General features: G+C 59.4%; 19 protein-coding genes. 9 read left to right on the top strand and 10 right to left on the bottom strand.

What is annotated here, in order from left to right; all coding sequences use genetic code 11:
• Nucleotides 1-37 precede the first annotated feature (37 nt).
• The 3 genes from arsC to ACWR1S_RS24740 are packed head-to-tail and all read left to right on the top strand — an operon-like array spanning nucleotide 38 to nucleotide 1412.
• On the top strand, nucleotides 38-391 hold the full coding sequence (gene arsC, locus ACWR1S_RS24750; RefSeq protein WP_160059062.1) for an arsenate reductase (glutaredoxin): 354 nt from the start codon (nucleotides 38-40) through the stop codon (nucleotides 389-391).
• Nucleotides 388-984 carry an NAD(P)H:quinone oxidoreductase gene (wrbA, locus tag ACWR1S_RS24745; RefSeq protein WP_242205958.1) on the top strand — a complete coding sequence of 199 codons (597 nt, stop codon included), beginning with the start codon at nucleotides 388-390 and terminating at the stop codon, nucleotides 982-984. The genes arsC and wrbA overlap by 4 nt, the downstream gene beginning before the upstream one ends.
• A gap of 2 nt (nucleotides 985-986) precedes the next feature.
• Entirely contained in the window at nucleotides 987-1412 is a 426-nt protein-coding gene (locus tag ACWR1S_RS24740; RefSeq protein ID WP_454565324.1) for a DUF2069 domain-containing protein, read from the top strand.
• A 148-nt stretch (nucleotides 1413-1560) separates the two neighbouring features.
• On the opposite strand, the gene ACWR1S_RS24735 is transcribed toward ACWR1S_RS24740, so the two are convergent.
• Together ACWR1S_RS24735 and ttcA are read right to left on the bottom strand one after the other, a co-directional pair.
• Nucleotides 1561-2235, bottom strand: a complete 675-nt coding sequence (locus tag ACWR1S_RS24735) for a DNA-3-methyladenine glycosylase I (protein ID WP_454565323.1) — start codon at nucleotides 2233-2235, stop codon at nucleotides 1561-1563.
• 150 nt (nucleotides 2236-2385) lie between these two features.
• A complete protein-coding gene (gene ttcA / locus ACWR1S_RS24730; protein WP_454565322.1) occupies nucleotides 2386-3210 on the bottom strand; it encodes a tRNA 2-thiocytidine(32) synthetase TtcA in 825 nt (274 codons plus the stop codon).
• Between the two features lie 288 nt (nucleotides 3211-3498).
• Here ttcA and ACWR1S_RS24725 point away from each other — a divergent pair, with 288 nt between their 5' ends.
• Together ACWR1S_RS24725 and ACWR1S_RS24720 are read left to right on the top strand one after the other, a co-directional pair.
• A complete protein-coding gene (locus tag ACWR1S_RS24725; protein WP_007917515.1) occupies nucleotides 3499-4101 on the top strand; it encodes a Yip1 family protein in 603 nt (200 codons plus the stop codon).
• A gap of 127 nt (nucleotides 4102-4228) precedes the next feature.
• On the top strand, nucleotides 4229-4723 hold the full coding sequence (locus ACWR1S_RS24720; RefSeq protein WP_064391623.1) for a SprT family zinc-dependent metalloprotease: 495 nt from the start codon (nucleotides 4229-4231) through the stop codon (nucleotides 4721-4723).
• Between the two features lie 108 nt (nucleotides 4724-4831).
• Here the strand turns inward: ACWR1S_RS24720 and ACWR1S_RS24715 are convergent, their stop codons facing one another.
• Both ACWR1S_RS24715 and ACWR1S_RS24710 read right to left on the bottom strand, forming a co-directional pair.
• Nucleotides 4832-6013 (bottom strand): CaiB/BaiF CoA transferase family protein, encoded by a 1182-nt coding sequence (locus ACWR1S_RS24715; protein WP_454565321.1) that lies wholly within the window; start codon nucleotides 6011-6013, stop codon nucleotides 4832-4834.
• A gap of 145 nt (nucleotides 6014-6158) precedes the next feature.
• Nucleotides 6159-7493 carry a dicarboxylate/amino acid:cation symporter gene (locus tag ACWR1S_RS24710; protein ID WP_454565320.1) on the bottom strand — a complete coding sequence of 445 codons (1335 nt, stop codon included), beginning with the start codon at nucleotides 7491-7493 and terminating at the stop codon, nucleotides 6159-6161.
• 351 nt (nucleotides 7494-7844) lie between these two features.
• Here ACWR1S_RS24710 and ACWR1S_RS24705 point away from each other — a divergent pair, with 351 nt between their 5' ends.
• The gene (locus ACWR1S_RS24705; protein WP_454565319.1) at nucleotides 7845-8843 is read left to right on the top strand and encodes an AraC family transcriptional regulator; all 999 of its coding nucleotides are present in this window, start codon (nucleotides 7845-7847) and stop codon (nucleotides 8841-8843) included.
• 204 nt (nucleotides 8844-9047) lie between these two features.
• On the opposite strand, the gene ACWR1S_RS24700 is transcribed toward ACWR1S_RS24705, so the two are convergent.
• The 3 genes from ACWR1S_RS24700 to ACWR1S_RS24690 form a co-directional block, all read right to left on the bottom strand.
• Entirely contained in the window at nucleotides 9048-10394 is a 1347-nt protein-coding gene (locus ACWR1S_RS24700) for an ATP-binding protein (protein WP_454565318.1), read from the bottom strand.
• Entirely contained in the window at nucleotides 10391-11068 is a 678-nt protein-coding gene (locus ACWR1S_RS24695; protein ID WP_454565317.1) for a response regulator, read from the bottom strand. Before ACWR1S_RS24695 ends, ACWR1S_RS24700 begins: the two co-directional genes overlap by 4 nt.
• Nucleotides 11069-11216: 148 nt before the next feature.
• On the bottom strand, nucleotides 11217-11822 hold the full coding sequence (locus ACWR1S_RS24690) for a hypothetical protein (RefSeq protein WP_123453372.1): 606 nt from the start codon (nucleotides 11820-11822) through the stop codon (nucleotides 11217-11219).
• Nucleotides 11823-11966: 144 nt separating this feature from the next.
• Between ACWR1S_RS24690 and ACWR1S_RS24685 the strand changes: the two genes are divergently transcribed.
• Nucleotides 11967-12758 (top strand): dienelactone hydrolase family protein, encoded by a 792-nt coding sequence (locus tag ACWR1S_RS24685; protein ID WP_454565316.1) that lies wholly within the window; start codon nucleotides 11967-11969, stop codon nucleotides 12756-12758.
• 158 nt (nucleotides 12759-12916) lie between these two features.
• Nucleotides 12917-13642 (top strand): 4'-phosphopantetheinyl transferase family protein, encoded by a 726-nt coding sequence (locus ACWR1S_RS24680; RefSeq protein WP_454565315.1) that lies wholly within the window; start codon nucleotides 12917-12919, stop codon nucleotides 13640-13642.
• A 116-nt stretch (nucleotides 13643-13758) separates the two neighbouring features.
• On the opposite strand, the gene ACWR1S_RS24675 is transcribed toward ACWR1S_RS24680, so the two are convergent.
• Nucleotides 13759-15369: an ATP-binding protein gene (locus tag ACWR1S_RS24675; RefSeq protein WP_454565314.1), complete on the bottom strand. Its 1611-nt coding sequence runs from the start codon at nucleotides 15367-15369 to the stop codon at nucleotides 13759-13761.
• On the bottom strand, nucleotides 15366-16088 hold the full coding sequence (locus tag ACWR1S_RS24670) for a response regulator (protein WP_454565313.1): 723 nt from the start codon (nucleotides 16086-16088) through the stop codon (nucleotides 15366-15368). Before ACWR1S_RS24670 ends, ACWR1S_RS24675 begins: the two co-directional genes overlap by 4 nt.
• 858 nt (nucleotides 16089-16946) lie before the next feature.
• Here ACWR1S_RS24670 and ACWR1S_RS24665 point away from each other — a divergent pair.
• Nucleotides 16947-19841, top strand: coding sequence for a ribonucleoside-diphosphate reductase subunit alpha (locus tag ACWR1S_RS24665; protein WP_454565312.1), 2895 nt, complete (start codon nucleotides 16947-16949; stop codon nucleotides 19839-19841).
• A 175-nt stretch (nucleotides 19842-20016) separates the two neighbouring features.
• Here the strand turns inward: ACWR1S_RS24665 and ACWR1S_RS24660 are convergent.
• A partial coding sequence (locus ACWR1S_RS24660; RefSeq protein WP_454565311.1) for a calcium-binding protein occupies nucleotides 20017-21451 on the bottom strand: 1435 nt, incomplete at its 5' end.

Here is a 21451-nt window from a genome sequence, read left to right as displayed (position 1 = left end):
TAGAATAGCCGCCACTTTACGCCAGAAGCGACCCGCCATGACCGATCTGACGCTTTATCACAATCCGCGCTGCTCGAAATCCCGCGGCGCGCTGGAACTTCTCGAAGCCCGCGGCCTGACGCCAAACGTCGTGCGTTACCTCGAAACCCCGCTGAATGCGGCGCAAATCAAGGCCCTGCTCGGCAAGCTCGGGATCAGCGCACGCCAGTTGCTGCGCACCGGGGAAGATGAATACAAAATGCTTCAGCTGGCTGACGAAAGCCTCAGCGAAGCGCAATTGATCGACGCCATCGCCCAGCATCCAAAATTGATGGAACGGCCAATTCTTGAAGTCGGCAACAAAGCCGTCATCGGTCGTCCGCCGGAAAATATCCTGGAGTTGTTGCCGTGAGCGCGCCGTACATTCTGGTGCTGTATTACAGCCGCAGCGGCTCGACCAACGAGATGGCCCGGCAGATTGCCCGTGGTGTCGAGCAGGCCGGTCTCGAAGCGCGTTTACGCACGGTGCCGGCGATCTCGACCGAGTGCGAAGCCGTGGCTCCAGCCATTCCAGACGAAGGCGCGCTCTACGCCACCCTCGATGACTTGAAGAACTGCGCCGGCCTCGCCCTCGGCAGCCCGACGCGTTTCGGCAACATGGCGGCGCCGCTGAAGTACTTTCTCGATGGCACCAGCAATCTGTGGCTGACCGGCGCGCTGGTCGGCAAACCGGCCGGCGTGTTCACCTCTACCGCCAGTTTGCACGGCGGCCAGGAAACCACACTGTTGTCGATGATGCTGCCGCTGCTGCACCACGGCATGCTCATCACCGGCCTGCCGTACAGTGAATCGGCGCTACTGGAAACCCAGGGCGGCGGCACGCCTTATGGCGCCAGCCACCACGCCGGGGCTGACGGTAAAAAAGGTCTCGATCAGCACGAAGTGGCGCTGTGTCGCGCATTGGGTCTGCGCCTGGCCAAGACTGCGCAGAAACTGGAGGGCTGACAGTGGCGAAGAAGCCGAAAATCCTGCCCGCCGTCGAATGGCTGGAGCCACGCGTCAAGGCAATGCGCATCATCAGTCTGCTGAGTTTTTTCGCCTTGGGCGGATTGCTCGCAGCCTACTATCTGGTTTTCGCTGACCTGCACGGCGCGCGGCCGTGGGTGATTCTGCTGGTCGAGCTGATCCCGTGGATCATCCTGGCGCCCGCGATGATCATGGGCAGCGCCCGTGGGCATTCGTGGATGTGCTTTGTGGTGAATCTGTATTTCATCAAGGGCGCACTGGCGGCGTATGACCCGAGCCGGCAGTGGTTTGGCGTGCTGGAGATGATCGCGAGCCTGGCGGTGTTCTGCTCGGCGCTGTTGTATGTGCGCTGGCGCTATCAGTTGAATCGCAAACTGGCTGGCGAGGGAGAAATCTCCGTCGCCTGATGGAAAAAGATCGCAGCCTTCGGCAGCTCCTGCATTCGATCGTTCCCACGCTCTGCGTGGGAATGCATCCAGAGACGCTCTGCGTCTCAGGGACGCCGAGCGTCCCGGGCGGCATTCCCACGCGGAGCATGGGAACGATCGGATTGACTCAATGGTTAACGGTGTACGCGAGCATCATCGAAATCTGGCTCATCGCCCGCCCACCGCTCTGCTCATGCCATTGATTGAACGCATCCTGCACAATCGCCAGATCGCGCTGGCTGGTCGGCACCTTGTCGACGATCTTCTGCGCATTCAGCGCCGCAACCACGTCGTAGCTCGGCACAAACGTATCCTTGCCAACCATGCGCAAAAACCGTGCCGCCGACAGCCCGCCGAGTTGATGACCGTGCTTTTTCAAGTACGTCCACAAACCGACAATATCGGTCACCGGCCAATCGGCGATCAGCGCGCCAAAACTACCCTTCTCCTTATCGACATCCAGAATGAACTGCGCATTGCGCGGCACGCTTTTCAGTTTGCCGAGATGACGGATGATCCGTGCATCCTGCATCAGACGTTCGAGGTGTTCGGCGCTCATCAGCACAACTTTTTCCGGGTCGAACTTGAAGAACACTTCCTCAAAGGCCGGCCACTTGGCGTCGACCAGACTGTGCTTGAGGCCGGCACGAAATACGCGCAGGGCCATGGTCGAGAGGTAGCGGTCGTCGCTGATCTTGCGCAGTTGCGCCGGGGTCTTGGGAACGGGCAGATGGGCTTCCAGTTCAGCCGCCGAACCGAAGCGGTTCAGACAGTATTCGTGCAGCCACTTGTAATCGCGCATGCCCTCTCCCGGGAATTGAAAATGAAATTTTACCTGTGAACACAAAATACTGTGGGAGCGAGCTTGCTCGCGAAAGCGGTCTGTCATTCAACATGGATGTCGGCTGACACGACGCCTTCGCGAGCAAGCTCGCTCCCACATGGATCGGGTTTACAGATTGACGACGTTGACGAAGCGCGAAGCCGCGGTCTCGTCGATCTTCAGGCTGGTGAAGTCGAACAGGTTGCGGTCGGCCAGTTGCGACGGGATCACGTTCTGCAGACTGCGGAAGATGCTTTCGGTTCGGCCCGGGGTTTTGCGTTCCCAGTCCAGCAGCATTTCCTTGACCACCTGACGCTGCAGGTTTTCCTGCGAACCGCAGAGGTTGCACGGGATGATCGGGAATTCTTTCAAATCCGAGTAAGCCTGAATGTCTTTCTCGTTGCAGTACGCCAACGGGCGGATCACCACGTTGCGACCATCATCGGCGCGCAGCTTCGGCGGCATGGCCTTGAGCGAGCCGTTGAAGAACATGTTGAGGAAGAACGTCTCGACAATGTCGTCACGGTGATGACCGAGGGCCATTTTGGTCGCGCCGATTTCATCGGCAAAGGTGTACAGCGTGCCGCGACGCAGGCGCGAGCACAGCGAGCAAGTGGTCTTGCCTTCCGGGATCAGTTCCTTGACCACCGAATAGGTGTCTTTCTCGACGATGTGGTACTCGACGCCCAATCCTTTCAGATAGGCCGGCAGCACATGCTCGGGAAAGCCCGGCTGCTTCTGATCCATGTTCACGGCGACGATCTCGAACTTGATCGGTGCAACCTTCTGCAGGTGCAGCAGTACGTCGAGCATGGTGTAGCTGTCCTTGCCCCCGGACAGGCAGACCATGACCTTGTCACCGTCCTCAATCATGTTGAAATCGGCGACCGCTTCGCCGGCCAGACGGCGCAGGCGCTTTTGCAGTTTGTTCTGGTTGACCGTAAGAGTGCCCATGACGCGAAATCCGTGAGGTGTGACGAAAGGCCGGCATTTTACGCAAAAACCCCGGCGTTGTGGGCACAGGTTGTCGTCGTGAGACAACGGCCTTCTTACAGACCCCAAGGCGATTACCCACCCTGTTTACAGCGCGATTTGCTCTAAGCCCCTAATACCTGTGCGGGTAAGACCTTTCTATACTGCGACATAAGGTCGCACACATCTGAAGACCTGTATTTGCTCGGCCACCTTGGCCCGTAGGCGCTCCGCTGGGGGGCGATGGCAATAACAAGAGGAGTGACTGGCATGATCCATCACGTAGTGGGACTTTTTACCCACCCCGATCAGGAATGGAAGGAAATCCGTGGCGACCAAGAGGAAAGCATCAGCCACATGTACCTTACCCACACGCTGATTCTGGCGGCGATCCCCGCTGTCTCGGCGTTTATCGGCACCACGCAGGTCGGCTGGGTGATCGGCAACCGCGCGCCGGTGATGCTCACCGTCGAAAGCGCGATCTGGATGACCGTCATGTCGTACCTGGCAATGCTCGGCGGCGTCGCGGTCATGGGCGCATTCGTGCACTGGATGGCGCGTACGTACGACGCCAACCCGAGTCTGGCCCGTTGCGTCGCGTTTGCAACCTACACCGCGACACCGTTATTCGTCGGTGGGCTGGCGGCGCTGTATCCGCATATGTGGCTGGGCATGATCGTCGGCACGGCGGCCATCTGCTACACGGTTTATCTGTTGTATGTGGGGCTGCCGACGTTCATGAATATTCCGTCGGACGAAGGTTTCCTGTTTTCCAGCTCGGTGCTGGCGGTGGGTCTGGTGGTGCTGGTGGCCATCATGGCGTTCACCGTGATTGTCTGGGGGCTGGGCGTGGGACCCGTTTATACGAACTGACTCGAAAGGCTGAATACAGGCCGCCGCAAGGCGGCCTTGTCGTTTGGAGGATGACCATTCGGCAGCTTGGCGATTCGCAAGCGCACAGGGTTGCGGCATACTCGACGCCTCTGGAGATCCATCAAGCATGCCCGAGCAACTCAATACCCGCGTCGAAGATTGTTACCAACTCGCTGAATCCTTTTTCAAACGTTCTTTCCCACGCCCCGTCGTCAGTCTCAAGCTGCGCGGGCAAAAAGCCGGTGTCGCGCATTTGCACGAGAACCTGCTGCGCTTCAATCCGCAGTTGTACCGGGAAAACGCCGAACACTTCCTCAAGCAGACCGTGGCCCACGAAGTCGCGCACCTGATCGCTCATCAGTTGTTCGGCGACCGCATTCAGCCGCACGGCGAGGAATGGCAACTGATCATGCGCGGCGTTTACGAACTGCCGCCGGATCGCTGCCACACCTATGCAATCAAGCGCCGCAGCGTGACCCGCTATATCTACAAATGCCCCTGCGCGGACAGTGATTTTCCGTTTTCGGCGCAGCGCCATAGTCTGGTGCGGCAGGGACGGCGGTATTTGTGTCGGCGCTGCCGGAGCACGTTGGTGTTCAGTGGTGAGATGCGCGTCGAATAGTCAGTCTTCTATTGCCTGTTGTGGCCTCTTCGCGAGCAAGCTCGCTCCCACCTTGGAATGCATTCTCCTGTGGGAGCGAGCTTGCTCGCGAAGGGGCCGGTACAGGCACTAGAGAATCACTTTGGAGGCACGCAATTCGGCAATCCGCTCGGCACTAAGCCCCAACTCCCCCAACACCTGATCCGTATGCTGCCCCAACACCGCCCCGACATGCCGCGCCGCCGGCAACGTTTCGGAAAACTTCAACGGACACGCCATCTGCGCCTGCGTCGTGCCATCCTCACGCGGCACCTGCGTCACCAGTTCCCGCGCCTGCAACTGCGGATGGCGCACCGCCTCGCCCAGGTTCAACACCGGCTCGACACACGCATCGATCCCGGCAAACAACTCGCACAATTCAGCAAAGTCATGCTTTTCGAACTCGACCGTCAGCGCGTATTTCAACGCCCGCTGCTGCTCAGGCTTGGGCGACAAGCCCTGCGCCGCCAACTCCGGCCGGCCCAGCGCCGCACACAATTGCTGCATGAAACCCGGTTCCAGACTGCCCACCGACATCCAGCGCCCATCCCGCGATCGGTAATAGTCGTAGAAGCTGCCGCCGTTAAGCATCTGGTCTTCCCAGCCTGGCTCTTCGCCACAAGCGAGATACCCGGCACCGGCCATGGCATTCAGACTGAACGCGCAATCGGTCATGCTCACGTCCAGATGGGTGCCCTGCCCGCTCTGCTGACGCGCAATCACCGCCGCCAACAAGCCGATCACCCCGTGCAACGAACCACCGGCGATATCCGCCACCTGCATGCCCAACGGCAACGGCCCGCTGTCGGCGCGGCCGGTATAACTGGAAAGCCCGGCCAGCGCCAGATAGTTGATGTCATGCCCGGCGCGATCCTTGTACGGCCCGGTCTGGCCGTAACCGGTAATCGACACGTAAATCAGCTTCGGATTGATGGCTTTCAGCGCTTCATAGCCCAGGCCCAGACGCTCCATCACACCGGGGCGAAACTGCTCAAGGACGATGTCGTAATCCGCCAGCAGCTGCTTGACCACCTCAAGCGCTGCGGGCTGTTTCAGATCCAGCGCCAGACTGCGCTTGTTGCGGTTCAGGTAGGCGTGGCTGGCCGAGACTCCGCGATCATGCGGCGGCAGCACCCGCAGCAGATCCAGGCGCGCCGGCGATTCGATGCGCAGCACTTCAGCGCCCATGTCCGCCAGCAACAACGAGGCGAATGGTCCCGGCAGCAGCGTCGAGAAATCGAGGATCTTCAGTGAGGCCAGCGGTGCGGACATGGGCGAACTCCTTGGGCGATGCACTCAGCCTAGGCAGCGATGCCGCGCACGGCAATCACCGGAAATGTCAGCGGGTGTGACCGTTACGCTCAAACAGCAGGCAAGAAAAAACCCGCCGAAGCGGGTTCTTTCATTCAAGCGAGGTTTACTTGACGCTGGTAGGCGTTGGGCCTTCGGCCACACCCAGGTCATCTTCCGGACGGGTATCGGCGATACCGCGACCACCCGAAGCCAGTTCGGCATCCAGGACGTCGGTGTCCAGTTCCTTGACCCACTTGGCAACCACGATGGTCGCTACAGCGTTACCGACCAGGTTGGTCAGTGCGCGGGCTTCGGACATGAAGCGGTCGATACCGAGAATCAGCGCCAGACCGGCCACTGGCAGGTGACCTACCGCCGACAGGGTTGCGGCCAGCACGATGAAGCCCGAACCGGTCACACCGGCTGCGCCCTTGGAGGACAGCAGCAACACCACCAGCAGGGTGATCTGGTGAGTGATGTCCATGTGCGTGTCAGTGGCCTGAGCAATGAACACAGCAGCCATGGTCAGGTAGATCGCGGTACCGTCGAGGTTGAACGAGTAACCGGTCGGGATCACCAAACCCACTACCGATTTCTTCGCGCCCAGACGCTCCATCTTGATCAGCATGCGTGGCAGTACCGATTCCGACGAGGAAGTGCCGAGGACGATCAGCAGCTCTTCACGGATGTAACGGATCATCTTCAGCACGCTGAAACCGTGCATGCGCGCGATGGCGCCGAGGACGATGAGGATGAACGCCAGGCAGGTGATGTAGAAGCAGATCATCAGTTGACCCAGCTGCACCAGCGAACCCACACCATAGGCACCGATGGTGAACGCCATCGCACCGAAGGCACCGATTGGCGCGAGCTTCATGATCATGTTGATGATGTTGAACATCACGTGGGCGAAGCGATCGATGAAGTCGAGGATCGGCTTGCCGTAGGCACCCAGGCGATGCAGGGCGAAACCGAAGATCACCGAGAACATCAGCACTTGCAGGATGTCACCGGTGGCGAACGCGCCGACGATGGTGGTCGGGATCACGTTGAGCAGGAAGCCGACAACGCTCTGGTCAGCGCCAGCCGCTACATAAGAAGCGACTTTCGAGGCGTCAAGAGTGGCGACGTCGATGTGCATGCCGGCGCCCGGTTGCACAACGTTGACCACAACCAGACCGACCAACAAAGCGATGGTCGAAACGATTTCGAAGTACAGGAGTGCGTAACCACCGGTCTTGCCGACCGACTTCATGTTCTGCATGCCGGCGATGCCGCTGACCACGGTGCAGAAGATGATGGGGGCGATGATCATTTTGATCAGTTTGATGAACCCGTCACCCAGCGGCTTTACGGCCACACCGAACTGCGGGTAGTAGTGACCGAGCGCGATACCGATAACGATTGCGACGATCACCTGTAAATACAGGGATTTGTACAGTGGCTGACGAGTCGTCATTGCAGGTTTCCTCAAGAGCCTCGCGTGGCAACATCCATCTGTTGACCGCGAAACCTGAATTGCGAACCCTCCTGCACTGGAGGGATTTGTTGTTGGAGCAGCGTTTTCCATCAGGGCCAAACGCACGCTTCTGTGGCTTGTATCGCAAACCTCGTGCCACTTTGGTGCGATTACCTGCAAGCCTTTTGATATCAGGGATTACAGGTTCATGGATGTCACCATCCGGTTACTCAAGTGTGGCGGATTTCCGCCAACTCGCCGCTTCTCGTCCTACAATTTGGCGGAAATCCGCCTTGTAGGCGCATCCAGCCGCCGGCTACCATCCGGCGCCTGAGGAAGGATCTGCCGCTTATGCGCGAACGCACCATCGCCAGTCATTTCGCCCGTGCCGCCCTCGGTGGCGCACGCCGCGTGGGTTTCGATTACTCGCGCCTGCTGCTGCAACTGGGCATCAGCCCGGAATTGCTCGACGAGCCCCGCGCGCGCCTCGCCCCGGAACAATTCACCCGGTTGATTCAGGGCCTGTGGCTGGCGCTGGATGACGAATACCTGGGTTTCGGTAATGCGCCAAGCAAACCCGGCAGTTTCGCCATGATGTGTCACGCCTCGATTCACTGCCGCAATCTGGAGAAGGCACTGCAACGCGGTTTATTGTTTTATAGCCTATTCCCCGAAGCCCCGCGCCTGAGCCTGCGTCGCGAAGACGAATGGGTGCGTTTGAGCTTCGACGATTCACGGTTATGGGATCCGGATCACTTTCTGACCGAGAGTTTGCTGGTGATCTGGCATCGTCTGGGGAGTTGGCTGATTGGCCAGCGGATTCGCCTCGAACAGGCCACTTTCAGCTATCCGCGTCCCGAACACGGCGCCGAATATGACCTGCTGTTCCCTTGCCCGCTGACCTTCGGCACCGATCAAAGCAGCCTTTTATTCCACAGCCGCTATCTGTCTATGCCGCTGTTGCAGGATGAACGCACGCTCAAACATTTCCTCGAACGCTCCCCCGCCGACCTGCTCTCGCGCCCGGACGACGGCGACAGCCTGAGCAGCCGTTTGCGCCGCTTGCTCAGCCGCGACAGTGCGAACTGGCCGGATCTGGAAGCGGTGGCGACGCACTTGCACATCAGTCCGCAAACCCTGCGCCGGCATTTGCGCGAGGAAGGCACCAGTTTTCAGGAACTGAAGGATCAGCTGCGGCGGGATATCGCCATTTATCATTTGGGACGCGCAGATCTGTCGTTGCAGCAGATTGCCGAGCAGTTGGGGTTTTCCGAACCGTCGGCGTTTCATCGGGCGTTCAAGAAGTGGACGGGGCTGACGCCGGGGGCGTATCGGGCGCAGGAGCAGTGAGGCGCTAAATCAAAAGCCCCTCACCCTAACCCTCTCCCGGAGGGAGAGGGGACTGATTGGGGGATGGTTGAGAAATACGCCGACCTGCAAGCTCTCTATTGAATCCATATTCGACTCAAATCCCTCAGGTCGATCATTTTCGCAAGACACTTCGGTCAGTCCCCTCTACCTCTGGGAGAGGGTTAGGGTGAGGGCAACTCCCGATCACACCGCAGGAAAATGAATCCTGAACGCCGCCCCACCCATCGGTGAATCGCCCAACGCGAGTTTGGCGTTGTAGCTTTCAATAATGTCCTTAACCACCGCCAACCCGATCCCCTGCCCCGGATGCTGAGCATCCAGGCGTTCACCACGCTCGAGAATCCGCGCGCGCTGATCGGGCGGCACACCGGGGCCGTCGTCTTCCACACACAACTCCACCCCGGCCAGCGTCTCGCGCACACTGATCCGCACCTCGCCCAGACACAGGCGATAAGCGTTCTCCAGCAAGTTGCCCATCATCTCCAGCAACGCACCCTGCTCAATCGGCACATAGCAATGCTCGGGCAGATCAAAGGCCACCCGCACACGTTTGTCGCGATAGACCTTGTCCAGCGTGTCACAGAGGCTTTTCAGCACCGGTTGCAGCCGCACCTGGTGGCGCACCAGTCCGCTTTTGCGCAAGCTGGCCCGTTGCAGTTGATAGCTGATCTGCTGGCTCATGCGTTCGATCTGACTCTGCAGCACCCACGCTTGATCGCGTTCTTCGGGACGCTGGGCCATGTCCTCGCTGACGCCCTGCAACACCGCCAGCGGGGTTTTCAGGCTGTGCGCGAGGTCATCGAGAGAGTCGCGATAACGGCTGCGCTGCTGGCGCTCGCTGTGCAGCAAACGGTTGAGCGAGCCGGTCAGGCGCAGCAGTTCACGCGGATGTTGTTCGGTGAGGCTTTCGCGGGTGCCGCCTTCGATTTCGTCGAGTTCCTGACTGAGCCGGCGCAGGGCTTTCAGGCCCCAGGTCAGTCCGATCCACAACAGCGCCAGCAGCACGAGTAACGCGGCGCCGAAACCCAGATAGAGATTCTCGCGCAGGCCTTCGAGGGTGGTTTCGTACTCGCGCACCGGTTGCAGGGCGACGATGCTGAACGCCGCGCTTTTGCCACCGAGCAATTTCACTTCCACGTCGTAGACGAAGAATTCCTGCCCGTTGGTTTCACGGATCCGCGCGAACTCGTTACCGAGACCGTCGTAACGCGGTTTGTAGTTGATCTGCTCTTCCTGGGTGGCTTTTGAGCGCCAGACCAGATGCCCTTCGCGGTCGTAGATGTAGCCGAGCAAACGGAAGTCGGTGAGGTTGAAACGCTCATCCGGCAACTGACTGGGCATCACCAACCGACCGTTCTCGATGCGCGCGGCAGAGATCAGCGTGGTGACGTCCGAGGCCAGCCGCTGCTCGATCGAATCCTGCAATGCAAGGCTGAAGGCGCCTTGCATGGCCGGCAGCAAGGCAAGCATGAACAACACCGCCAACGTCGTGGCGGCGAGCATCAAGCGGACGCGAAGGGAACGAATCAAGTGCAGCGCTCATTGAACAGATAGCCGAGGCCACGCACGGTGTCGATTGGCTTGAACCCGGCCGGGCCTTCGAGTTTGCGGCGCAGACGGCCGACCAGCACCTCGATGACATTCGGATCGCGCTCGTCGTCGTCCGGGTAGAGCTGCTCCATCAAGCGGTCCTTGGGCACCACTTGCTGGTGATGGCGCATAAGGTATTCGAGGATGCGGTACTCGTAGGCGGTCAGTGCCAGCGGCTGCTCATCGAGGGTCGCCTGTTTGCGATTGAGGTCGAGCAGCAGCGGCCCGGCGACGATGGTCGACTGGGTGAAACCGCTGGAGCGGCGCAACAAGGCATTCAGGCGTGCGTCGAGCTCTTCGAACTGGAACGGTTTGACCACGTAATCGTCGGCGCCGGCAGCGAGGCCTTCGACCTTGTCCTGCCAGTTGCCGCGCGCGGTGAGGATCAGGATCGGGAAGGTCTTGCCGTTCGCGCGCAACTGACGGATCAGATCGAGACCGCCCATGCCCGGCAGGCCGAGATCGATCACCGCCAGGTCAAAGTTGAACTGTCCGGTCTGGTACAGCGCCTCTTCGGCATTGGCCACGGACTCGACCACGTGACCGCTTTCCGTCAGGCGGGTTTGCAGGTGATGGCGCAACAGCGCTTCATCTTCGACGACCAACAGTTTCATGACCTTCTCCTAATCACTTGAAATCTCCACAACCACCTGTGGGAGCGAGCTTGCTCGCGAAGGCGGTTATTCAGTCAACGAGGTGTTGAATGAAACATCGCTTTCGCGAGCAAGCTCGCTCCCACAGGGTTCCAAGGCGATTCGCTCCTTAGAAATTGTAGTTAGCCGACAGGTAAGTCTGCGCGCTGCTGTTCAAGTCCAGCGAGCCTTGCTTGCTGCCACCGCTCTCTTTCATCTCGGTGCTGGCGTTGCTCATCAGGTAACGGTAACCGAGTTCGACCGAGGTGTTCTGCGAGACTTGCTGCAACACACCGAACTGGCCGCCGACGGCGTAACCGATATCACTGTCGCGGCTGTAGCCTGGCGAATCCTGAGTCAACTTGGTCAAACCGGCCGTGGCACCGCCGAACAGCTTGGTGCTGCCGCCCACCGGGTAGAACAGATCGTAGCTGCCCAGCAGGTTTTCCTGACGCAGTTTAATGCCATTGTGCGAGCCCGACACGTTGTCGTAGGTGGCGTAGTAGCGACCCTGACTGTTTTGCTGACCGAGGCGTACGCCGTAGGTGTTGTTGCCGTCGATCGCGCCGGTGGCGTTCGGGTGGTCGAGGTTGTTGTTCAGTGCGTGGGACTTATCGATCTTGTCGCTGGTCTGGCCGAACGTCAGGCCGGCAAAGTTGCTGGTGTCGTCGGCGTTGGCGGCGATGCTGGAGCCTAACAGGGTAAATGCCAGCAGCAGTTTGTTAAAACGAGTCATGGGTATTTCCTCTTTCACAGTTGCTGTTTGGGTATGGCGCAAGGTTACTGACCTCCCCCTGTACGGCCCCTGAACCGTCTCTGAACCTGACCTGAATAAGATCGACTAGGCTGTTTTGACCACATGCGAGAAGGAGACCCGACCATGCGCCTGTTCCTTGCCCTCACCTTGCTGGCTGTCAGCAGCCTCACTCAGGCTGCGATCAAGACTGAAGAGATTCCCTACCAGAGCGCCGACGGCACGAAACTGATCGGCTACTACGCCTACGACGACGCCATCAAAGGCAAGCGTCCGGGCGTCGTCGTTGTGCACGAATGGTGGGGTTTGAACGATTACGCCAAGCGCCGCGCGCGGGATCTCGCCGGGCTCGGTTACAGCGCCCTGGCCATTGATATGTACGGCGAAGGCAAGAACACCGAGCATCCGAAAGACGCGATGGCGTTCATGCAGGCGGCGACCCAGGATGCGGCGGCTTCCAGCAAGCGCTTTGAGGCCGGGCTGAACTTGCTGAAGAAACAGCCGCAGACCGACATCAACAAAATCGCCGCCATCGGTTACTGCTTCGGCGGTGGCGTGGTGCTCAACGCCGCGCGGCAAGGTGAGCCGTTGGCGGGCGTGGTGAGCTTCCACGGTGCGTTGGCGACCAAGACCCCGGCAACGCCTGGCAGCGTGAAGGCGAAGATTCTGGTCGAGCATGGCGCGCTGGACAGCATGGTCACTCAGGACAACGTCACCGCGTTCAAGGCAGAAATGGACAAGGCCGGGGCTGACTATAAGTTCGTCAGTCTGGAGGGCGCCAAGCACGGATTCACCAATCCGGATGCCGATCGCCTGAGCCATGGCGAGCACGGTGGCCCGGACATCGGGTACAACAAGGCTGCGGATGAAAAGTCCTGGGCGGACATGAAAGCGTTTTTCCAGAAAATCTTTAGCTGACCCGCCAGCACCTGATCGTTCCCACGCGCAGCAAAGGAATGCAGCCCGGGACGCTCTGCGTCCCAAAGCGGACGCAGAGCGTCCATTGAGGCATTCCCACGCAGAGCGTGGGAACGATCATCTCGACCGTGGCCCGACTAACCGGCAAAATGCCCGCCATGAATCTCACCCCCACCCTACCCTCCTGCTGCACCGCGCTCGACAGCCACTGGCCGTTGCCGACGGTATTGCCTGATACCGTGCTGCTCAGCACTCACTTCGATCCGACTCAATTGCTTGGCGATGACTTTCGCCGTAGCGCCATCGAGCCGCCGCCGAGCATTCAGCGCTCGGTGGCCAAGCGTCAGGCAGAATTCCTCGCCGGGCGGATTTGTGCCCGCGCGGCGTTGCGGCAATTGGAAGGCAGCAGCGTGGTGCCGGCGATTGGTGAAGACCGCGCGCCGGTATGGCCAGCGCATATCTGCGGCTCGATCACCCACAGCACCGGACGTGCGGCAGCAATTGTCGCCAACAAAAGGCACTGGCGCGGTTTGGGCATGGATCTGGAAAACGTGCTCAACACCGAACGCGCCGAGCGCCTGGCCGGGGAAATTCTCACGCCGGCAGAAATGCAGCGCATGGCTGCTGGGCCACAGGATCAGTTGGCACTGCTGGTGACGCTGACCTTTTCGGTGAAGGAGAGTCTGTTCAAGGCCCTGTACCCGATTGTGCAGCAGCGCTTTTATTTCGAGCATGCTGAAGTGCTGGAGTGGACTGAGGCGGGTGAGGTGCGATTGCGGTTGTTGACGGACTTGTCGGCCGAGTGGCGTAACGGCACCGAGCTTGATGCGCAGTTCGGGGTGCAGGATGGGCAGTTGTTGAGTCTGGTCAGCATCCACGCTTGAAGATTTTCAGCGTCTGTTGGGGCCTCTTCGCGAGCAAGCTCGCTCCCACAGGGAACCGCATTTCAAATGTGGGAGCGAGCTTGCTCGCGAAGGCGGCATCACAGCCACCATAAACCTTACCGGCGTTCCTGATTCCTCGGCCAACTCAGGCTAAAGCAAGCCCCGCCCAGACTCTTGCTCTTGCCAATAATCGCCCGGCCGTCATGCCAGTGAATGATCCGCCGCACAATCGACAAGCCCAGACCATGCCCGCCCGACGCCCGCGTGCGACTGTCATCCAGACGCAGGAACGGCGTGAAAATCCGCTCCCACGCCACTTCCGGCACGCCCGGCCCGTCATCTTCGACATCCACGCGACAGCGCAACTGCCCGACCTGATAACTCACCGTCACGTTCGAACGTGCATGGCGCATGGCGTTGCTCACCAGATTCTGTAGTGCCCGGTGCAGATAGCGCGGCTCGGCCTCGACCCAGGCGTCATCGTTATCTGCAGCAGACAGACACAAACCTCGCTGCACCGTGACCTCGGCGCGCAACGGCGCCAGTTCTTCGATCACCTGATTGACCAAGGCGTCCAGGTCGATGCGCTGGAACGTCAGCGCCGGCGAACCCTGCTCGAGTCGCGCATAGGTGAGCATTTCATCGACCAGCTTATCGAGGTCTTCGATGTCGTGGTCCATGCCTTCGCGGTACTTCTCCAGCGCTTGCGGCGTGGTCGCCGAACCGATCATTTCCAGACCGAAACGCAGGCGCGCCACCGGTGTGCGTAATTCATGGGACACCGCGCGCACCAATTCACGCTGGATCGCCAGCAACTGTTGCAAGTGCTCGGCCATGCCGTTGAACGCCGACGCCAGGCGCCCGACCGAGTCGGCACCGCGCGCCGGCACACGGGTCTCCAGGCTGCCCTTGGCAATGCGTGTGGCCGCTGCTTCGAGGCCGCGCAAACGGCGCTCGAGCTGACGCACCAACAAATAAACGATAAGGCCGATCAGGCTCAGGCCGAGCGCAGCAATCAGCACCAGCCATTCTGGCGGGTACGGGTTCATCTGATACAGCGGGCCGATCTCCAGCACCCACGGCGTGCCGACCATGCCGGCAAACACGCGGATCGAATCGCCGCCCTTGCCCAGCGCCATGACGGTGTCGCCTTCGGCCACGCGGCGGCTCTGGTCTTCGTCCATGTCGGCGTCATTCACCGTGACCAGGCGCAGATCGAAACCGAAAGCCTTTTCTTCCTTTATCTGCGCGAGGCGCTTGGGCTGCTCGCCGACCGGCACGCGCACCAGTTCATCGGCCAGCAGGTAAATGGTCGCCCGCGCCAATTGCTCGCTGATCTGCTGCACTTCTCCCACCAGCACAAGCTGCTCTTTGTCGCTGACCATTCGATAGACTTTCGCCGCGTGCGGCCCGGTCTGCTCGACCAATGCCTGCCCCCGTTGCACGCGGGTGCGCTGGGACAAATCAAGGTCGGTGTCGGCAAACTTCTTCAGCGCCAGTGGAATCCCCAGCAACCGCTCCCACACCAGCAACGCGCGATGGCGCTCGGTTTCGTTCATCGGTTGCAGGTTGCCCGCCATCAGCGAGAACGTGCCGTGGGCCAGGCGCTCGCGGTACTGCTCGCTGCGCACCTGATTGAGCAGGTTCAGCGCCAGCACGCCGAGCACCGCCACCAGAATGATCGCTGCGCACATACCGCCGTAGATGCGCAGGAAGATCGAATTCACAGCGGCAGGTCTACGCAAGCTTCAGGAACAAACAGATAACCTTTGCTGCGGATGGTCTTGATCAGGCGTGGATGGTCGGGGTCGTCGCCGATTTTCGGGCGGATGCGCGAAATGCGCACATCGATCGAGCGGTCCTGACCGTCATAGCCGATGCCGCGCAGGGCGGTGAAGATTTCTTCGCGGGACAGAATGCGCCCGGCGTTGGACACCAGCAGCCATAACAGATCGAATTCGGCGCTGGTCAGTTCGATGCCGTTATCGCTCAGCCACGCCTCGCGCAAGGCGTCGTCGACCACCAGCGGGCCGAATTGCAGGCGACGGGATTTCTCTGCGACCGGTTCAGGTGTGTCACTACGGCGCAGCAACGCCTGGATGCGCGCCAGCAACAGACGTGGCCGCACCGGTTTGCACACGTAATCGTCGGCACCGAGGTCGAGCCCCTGAATCTGATCGGCATCGTCGGTGCGCGCCGTGAGCATCAGAATCGGCCCCTCGTACTGGTTGCGCACCTTGCGGCAGATGCTCAGGCCATCTTCACCGGGCAGCATCAGGTCGAGGATCACCAGATCCGGCTGCTCCTTGATGATCCGGGCCGCCGCCAGCGCACCGTTGCCTTCGATGTCCACGCGCAATCCATTGGCTTGCAGGTAGTCGCGCGTCAGTTCGGCCAGTCGCTGGTCATCCTCGACGATCAATACCTGAAAGGCTTGTTGCTCCACCGGTGACCTCTGCTTTCTATTTTTTATTAATAAAGGAAGACGATTGCCCAGCCAGGCACGGTCCCCTGTAGGAGCTGTCGAGTGAAACGAGGCTGCGATCTTTTGATCCTGCTGTTCAAGATCAGGATCAAAAGATCGCAGCCTTCGGCAGCTCCTACAGGAATACTCCCGTCCTTTTGTCATGTTTCGGGAGGATAAGAATGCCTGTGCATGGGCCGATTGTATAAACGGCGTACAGCCAGAACACAAGTCGGTAAATGCGTTCGGAGAAGGCTGTTTTTTGTGATAGGGTTCGCGCCCTTAAAAAACCGCTGAAGCGTTTTCCCCGGTGAAAAAACGGAGACAAACGGTCTAGCTCAGCAGGTTCGCGGCCTACACGCTCGTTCCTCGTTTCACACACAATTTACGCACAGGTTTATCCACAGGTAGTACGTTGCAACACCCCTCGAAACGCATTATCTTGTAGCACGGCGAAAAAAAAACCCTACATATAGGGTTTTCGACTTAAACGCCCAACCACATTTCAGACCTGAAACTCAAGCGATTTATTGCCGGTTTCCGGTTGAACCCAGCAAGTTTTTCAAAGCCCAAACCGCACTGGCGGATGGCACCGTTTTTTACCGCGCAGCGGCGAGAACGGTACGGGTGTTGCAGTCATTACTGTCACCTGGGAAGGAATCCGGTTCGAGCCCTGGCTCGTAGCCAAAAACTTCGGCAAGGATGCGGCTTCATCAGCCTTTTTTCCTACTGTCCCGAAGTTGTTATACCCGACGCCCGTCGGCTGTAGTGCTTCTGGACAGAACGGTGGGCACCATGATGGTGCCCAAACAAACATAGAGAATGTGGAGACCACCCCCCATGCAAACCGACACAACTCGCGAGAACCCGCAGGGCACCTTGCCGCAGGCCGCTGATTCGAATTCGGATCTGGCAGCCACCGCGCCTGGCCAACTGCGCGTGATCAAGCGTAATGGCACTGTCGTTCCTTACACCGATGACAAGATCACCGTCGCTATCACCAAAGCGTTCCTCGCAGTTGAAGGCGGCACCGCTGCCGCTTCGTCGCGAATCCACGACACTGTTGCGCGCCTGACCGAACAGGTCACCGCCACCTTCAAGCGTCGCATGCCGTCGGGTGGCACCATCCACATCGAAGAAATCCAGGACCAGGTCGAACTGGCCCTGATGCGTGCCGGCGAGCAGAAAGTTGCGCGCGACTACGTGATCTACCGTGACGGCCGTTCGAAAGAACGCGCTGCCCACGCCCCGGCCGAAGAAGCGGTCAACGCTCACCCGTCGATCCGCATCACCCGTGCCGACGGCAGCCTGGCGCCGCTCGACATGGGCCGCCTGAACACCATCGTCACCGAAGCGTGCGAAGGTCTGGAAGAAGTCGACGGCGACCTGATCCAGCGCGAAACCCTGAAAAACCTCTACGACGGCGTGGCCCTGACCGACGTCAACACCGCCCTGGTGATGACCGCTCGTACCCTGGTTGAGCGTGAGCCGAACTACTCGTTCGTGACCGCCCGCCTGCTGATGGACACCCTGCGTGCCGAAGGCCTGGGCTTCCTCGGTGTGGCCGAAAGCGCCACTCACCACGAGATGGTCGACCTGTACGCCAAGGCGCTGCCGGCCTACATCGCCAAAGGTATCGAGTTCGAACTGCTGAACCCTGTGCTGGCCTCCTTCGACCTGGAAAAACTGGGCAAGGCGATCAACCACGAGCGCGATCAGCAATTCACCTACCTGGGCCTGCAGACCCTGTACGACCGTTACTTCATCCACAAGGATGGCGTGCGTTTCGAACTGCCGCAGATCTTCTTCATGCGCGTGGCCATGGGCCTGGCGATTGAAGAGAAGCAAAAAGAAGACCGCGCGATCGAGTTCTACAACCTGCTGTCGTCCTTCGACTACATGTCGTCGACCCCGACTCTGTTCAACGCCGGTACCCTGCGTCCACAGCTGTCGAGCTGCTACCTGACCACCGTGCCGGATGACCTGTCGGGCATCTACCACGCGATCCACGACAACGCCATGTTGTCGAAATTCGCCGGTGGCCTGGGCAACGACTGGACGCCGGTGCGTGCACTGGGTTCGTACATCAAGGGCACCAACGGCAAGTCGCAAGGCGTGGTGCCGTTCCTGAAAGTGGTGAACGACACCGCTGTGGCCGTTAACCAGGGTGGCAAGCGCAAAGGCGCTGTGTGTGCTTACCTGGAAACCTGGCACATGGACATCGAAGAGTTCATCGAGCTGCGCAAGAACACCGGTGATGACCGTCGTCGTACCCACGACATGAACACCGCCAACTGGATCCCTGACCTGTTCATGAAGCGCGTCTTCGATGACGGCAAGTGGACCCTGTTCTCGCCATCCGAAGTGCCGGACCTGCACGACCTGACCGGTAAAGCCTTCGAAGAGCGTTACGAGTACTACGAAGCCCTGACCGAATACCCAGGCAAGGTCAAACTGTTCAAGACCATCCAGGCCAAAGACCTGTGGCGCAAAATGCTCTCCATGCTGTTTGAAACCGGCCACCCATGGCTGACCTTCAAAGACCCGTGCAACCTGCGCAGCCCGCAGCAGCACGTCGGCGTGGTTCACAGCTCGAACCTGTGCACCGAGATCACCTTGAACACCAACAAGGACGAGATCGCCGTTTGCAACCTGGGCTCGATCAACCTGCCGAACCACATCGTCAACGGCAAGCTGGACACCGCCAAGCTGGAACGCACCGTGAACACCGCCGTGCGCATGCTCGATAACGTGATCGACATCAACTACTACTCGGTGCCACAAGCGAAGAACTCCAACTTCAAGCACCGTCCGGTCGGTCTGGGCATCATGGGCTTCCAGGACGCTTTGTACCTGCAGCACATTCCTTACGGTTCCGACGCTGCCGTCGAGTTCGCCGACAAGTCGATGGAAGCGGTCAGCTACTACGCGATCCAGGCCTCCTGCGACCTGGCAGACGAGCGTGGCGCGTACGAGACGTTCCAGGGTTCGCTGTGGTCCAAAGGCATCCTGCCGCTGGATTCGCAACAGATCCTGATCGAGCAACGTGGCCAGAAGTACATCGACGTTGACCTGAACGAAACCCTGGACTGGGCACCGGTTCGTGCCCGTGTACAGAAAGGCATTCGTAACTCGAACATCATGGCCATCGCACCGACCGCGACCATCGCCAACATCACTGGCGTATCGCAGTCGATCGAACCGACCTACCAGAACCTGTATGTGAAATCGAACCTGTCGGGCGAATTCACCGTGATCAACCCGTACCTGGTTCGCGACCTCAAGGCTCGCGGTCTGTGGGACTCGGTCATGATCAACGACCTGAAGTACTACGACGGTTCGGTTCAGCAGATCGAGCGCATTCCGCAAGAACTCAAAGAGCTCTACGCAACCGCGTTCGAAGTGGACACCAAGTGGATCGTTGACGCCGCCAGCCGTCGTCAGAAGTGGATCGACCAGGCCCAGTCGCTGAACCTGTACATCGCCGGCGCATCGGGCAAGAAGCTCGACGTGACCTACCGCATGGCCTGGTACCGTGGCCTGAAAACCACTTACTACCTCCGTGCCCTGGCCGCGACCAGCACCGAGAAGTCGACCATCAACACCGGCAAGCTGAACGCTGTTTCCAGCGGCGGCAACCACGGCGACGATTCGGTTCTGGCTGCTCCTGCCGGTCCAGCTCCAGTGCCAAAGGCTTGCGCGATCGACGAGCCGGATTGCGAAGCTTGCCAATAAGCTGAGCTGAATCAGGCGTTGCGAAACGCCTGATACTCTCCGGGCAAAAGAACCCCCCGACAAACCTCTGGTTTGTCGGGGGTTTTCTTTTGTCGGGTACAAATAATCCAGGTAAAAAAAAACGGCGAAACCTGAGTACAGGCTTCGCCGTTTTTCTGTTGTCGCTAGTTAATCATCACACCGTGAATGCTTCAGACATTGCCTGTCCAACCACCGGAATGGTGAAGGACTCGCCATTGTTGGTGAAGAACGTTTCGATGGTATTCCCGCCCTTGTACCAGTCCTTCAGGAACACACCGGAGTCGAGATTGCCGCTCTGCAGATCGGCAGCGTTGAAGATGTAGGCGCCCTGATCGTTTTGCATGATCCGGACATCGCTGACACTCTGGATGTTTCTCAGAGTGACCACATCGATCCCTGTGGTTCCGTCATCAAAAATCGCGACCATGGTTTTGGAAGACACGAAATACGCATCGCTGCCCTCTCCACCATAACCGTCACCGGAAGCGCTCAGATACAACTTGTCGGCACCCGCACCACCGCGCAACTCATAGCCATGACCCAAGCCCATCAACGTGTCATTGCCATCGCCCCCATCGGCGATACCCGAAATGACCGTAATGTTGTCATTGCCGGCTTCGCCATAGAAAACCGAACCGACATCACGCACATACCCGATGATGTAATCATCACCGTTACCGCCATAGACGGTGTCGGCCTGGTTGTCCGTGGCGAAAGGTACCGCCAGGGCGCCAGTGTTGGTGAAGCTATGACCGTACAAAATGTCGTTGCCATCACCGCCATAGAGAACGTCGTTACCGTCACCACCTTCCAGCATGTTGGCGAAGGCATTACCGGTCAGAGTGTCATTGAAGGCTGAGCCGACCAGATTATCAATATTGGTGAGCACATCCCCCTGAGCATCGCCGCCACTGCCGGAACCTGTCAGGAGATTGACCTGCACCGACTCGGCGCTATTGACGTACCAGGCAGAGTCTCCACGCCCCACACCAATCAAAGTATCCGCACCAGCACCGCCAATAAAGCTCTCCCGCAAGGCAGCAGAGCCAGTGAAGGTGTCGTCATAAGCAGACCCCTGGAATGCCTCGATCGACGTGTAGAAATCTCCCGCCGCAATACCGGTTAGCACCGCAGCACTCAGATCCAGCGTAACGCCGGCATTTTCACCCGCAAAGCTGAGGATGTCGTTGCCATCACCACCATCAAAACGATCCACGCCAGCACTGCCGACAAAGATATCGCCGTAACTTGAGCCCCGGATCTGTTCGATACCGTTGTAGGTATCGCCGGCGGCGATGCCCGTATTGACACCGGTTTTGGAGTTGATTGTCACGCCCGTAAGGCTGTCAACGTAACTGACCGTGTCAAAGCCATCACCACCGAAGAATTGGTCAGCACCTGCGCCGCCCATCAGAGTGTCGTTGCCGACCCCACCCGTGATGATATTGTCCGACGCGTTGCCGTAACCGACGAAGTTGCCGGTGCCGACGTAAGTCAGGCGTTCAACGTTGGTTGCCAGGGTGTGATTGAGCATGATGGTCCGCACTTCATCATCACCGCCGCTCACTGCTTCAACCACGTTCACCGAG

The organism is Pseudomonas sp. AIG (genome assembly GCF_977020205.1).
This window is presented reverse-complemented; position numbering and strand designations above follow the sequence as displayed.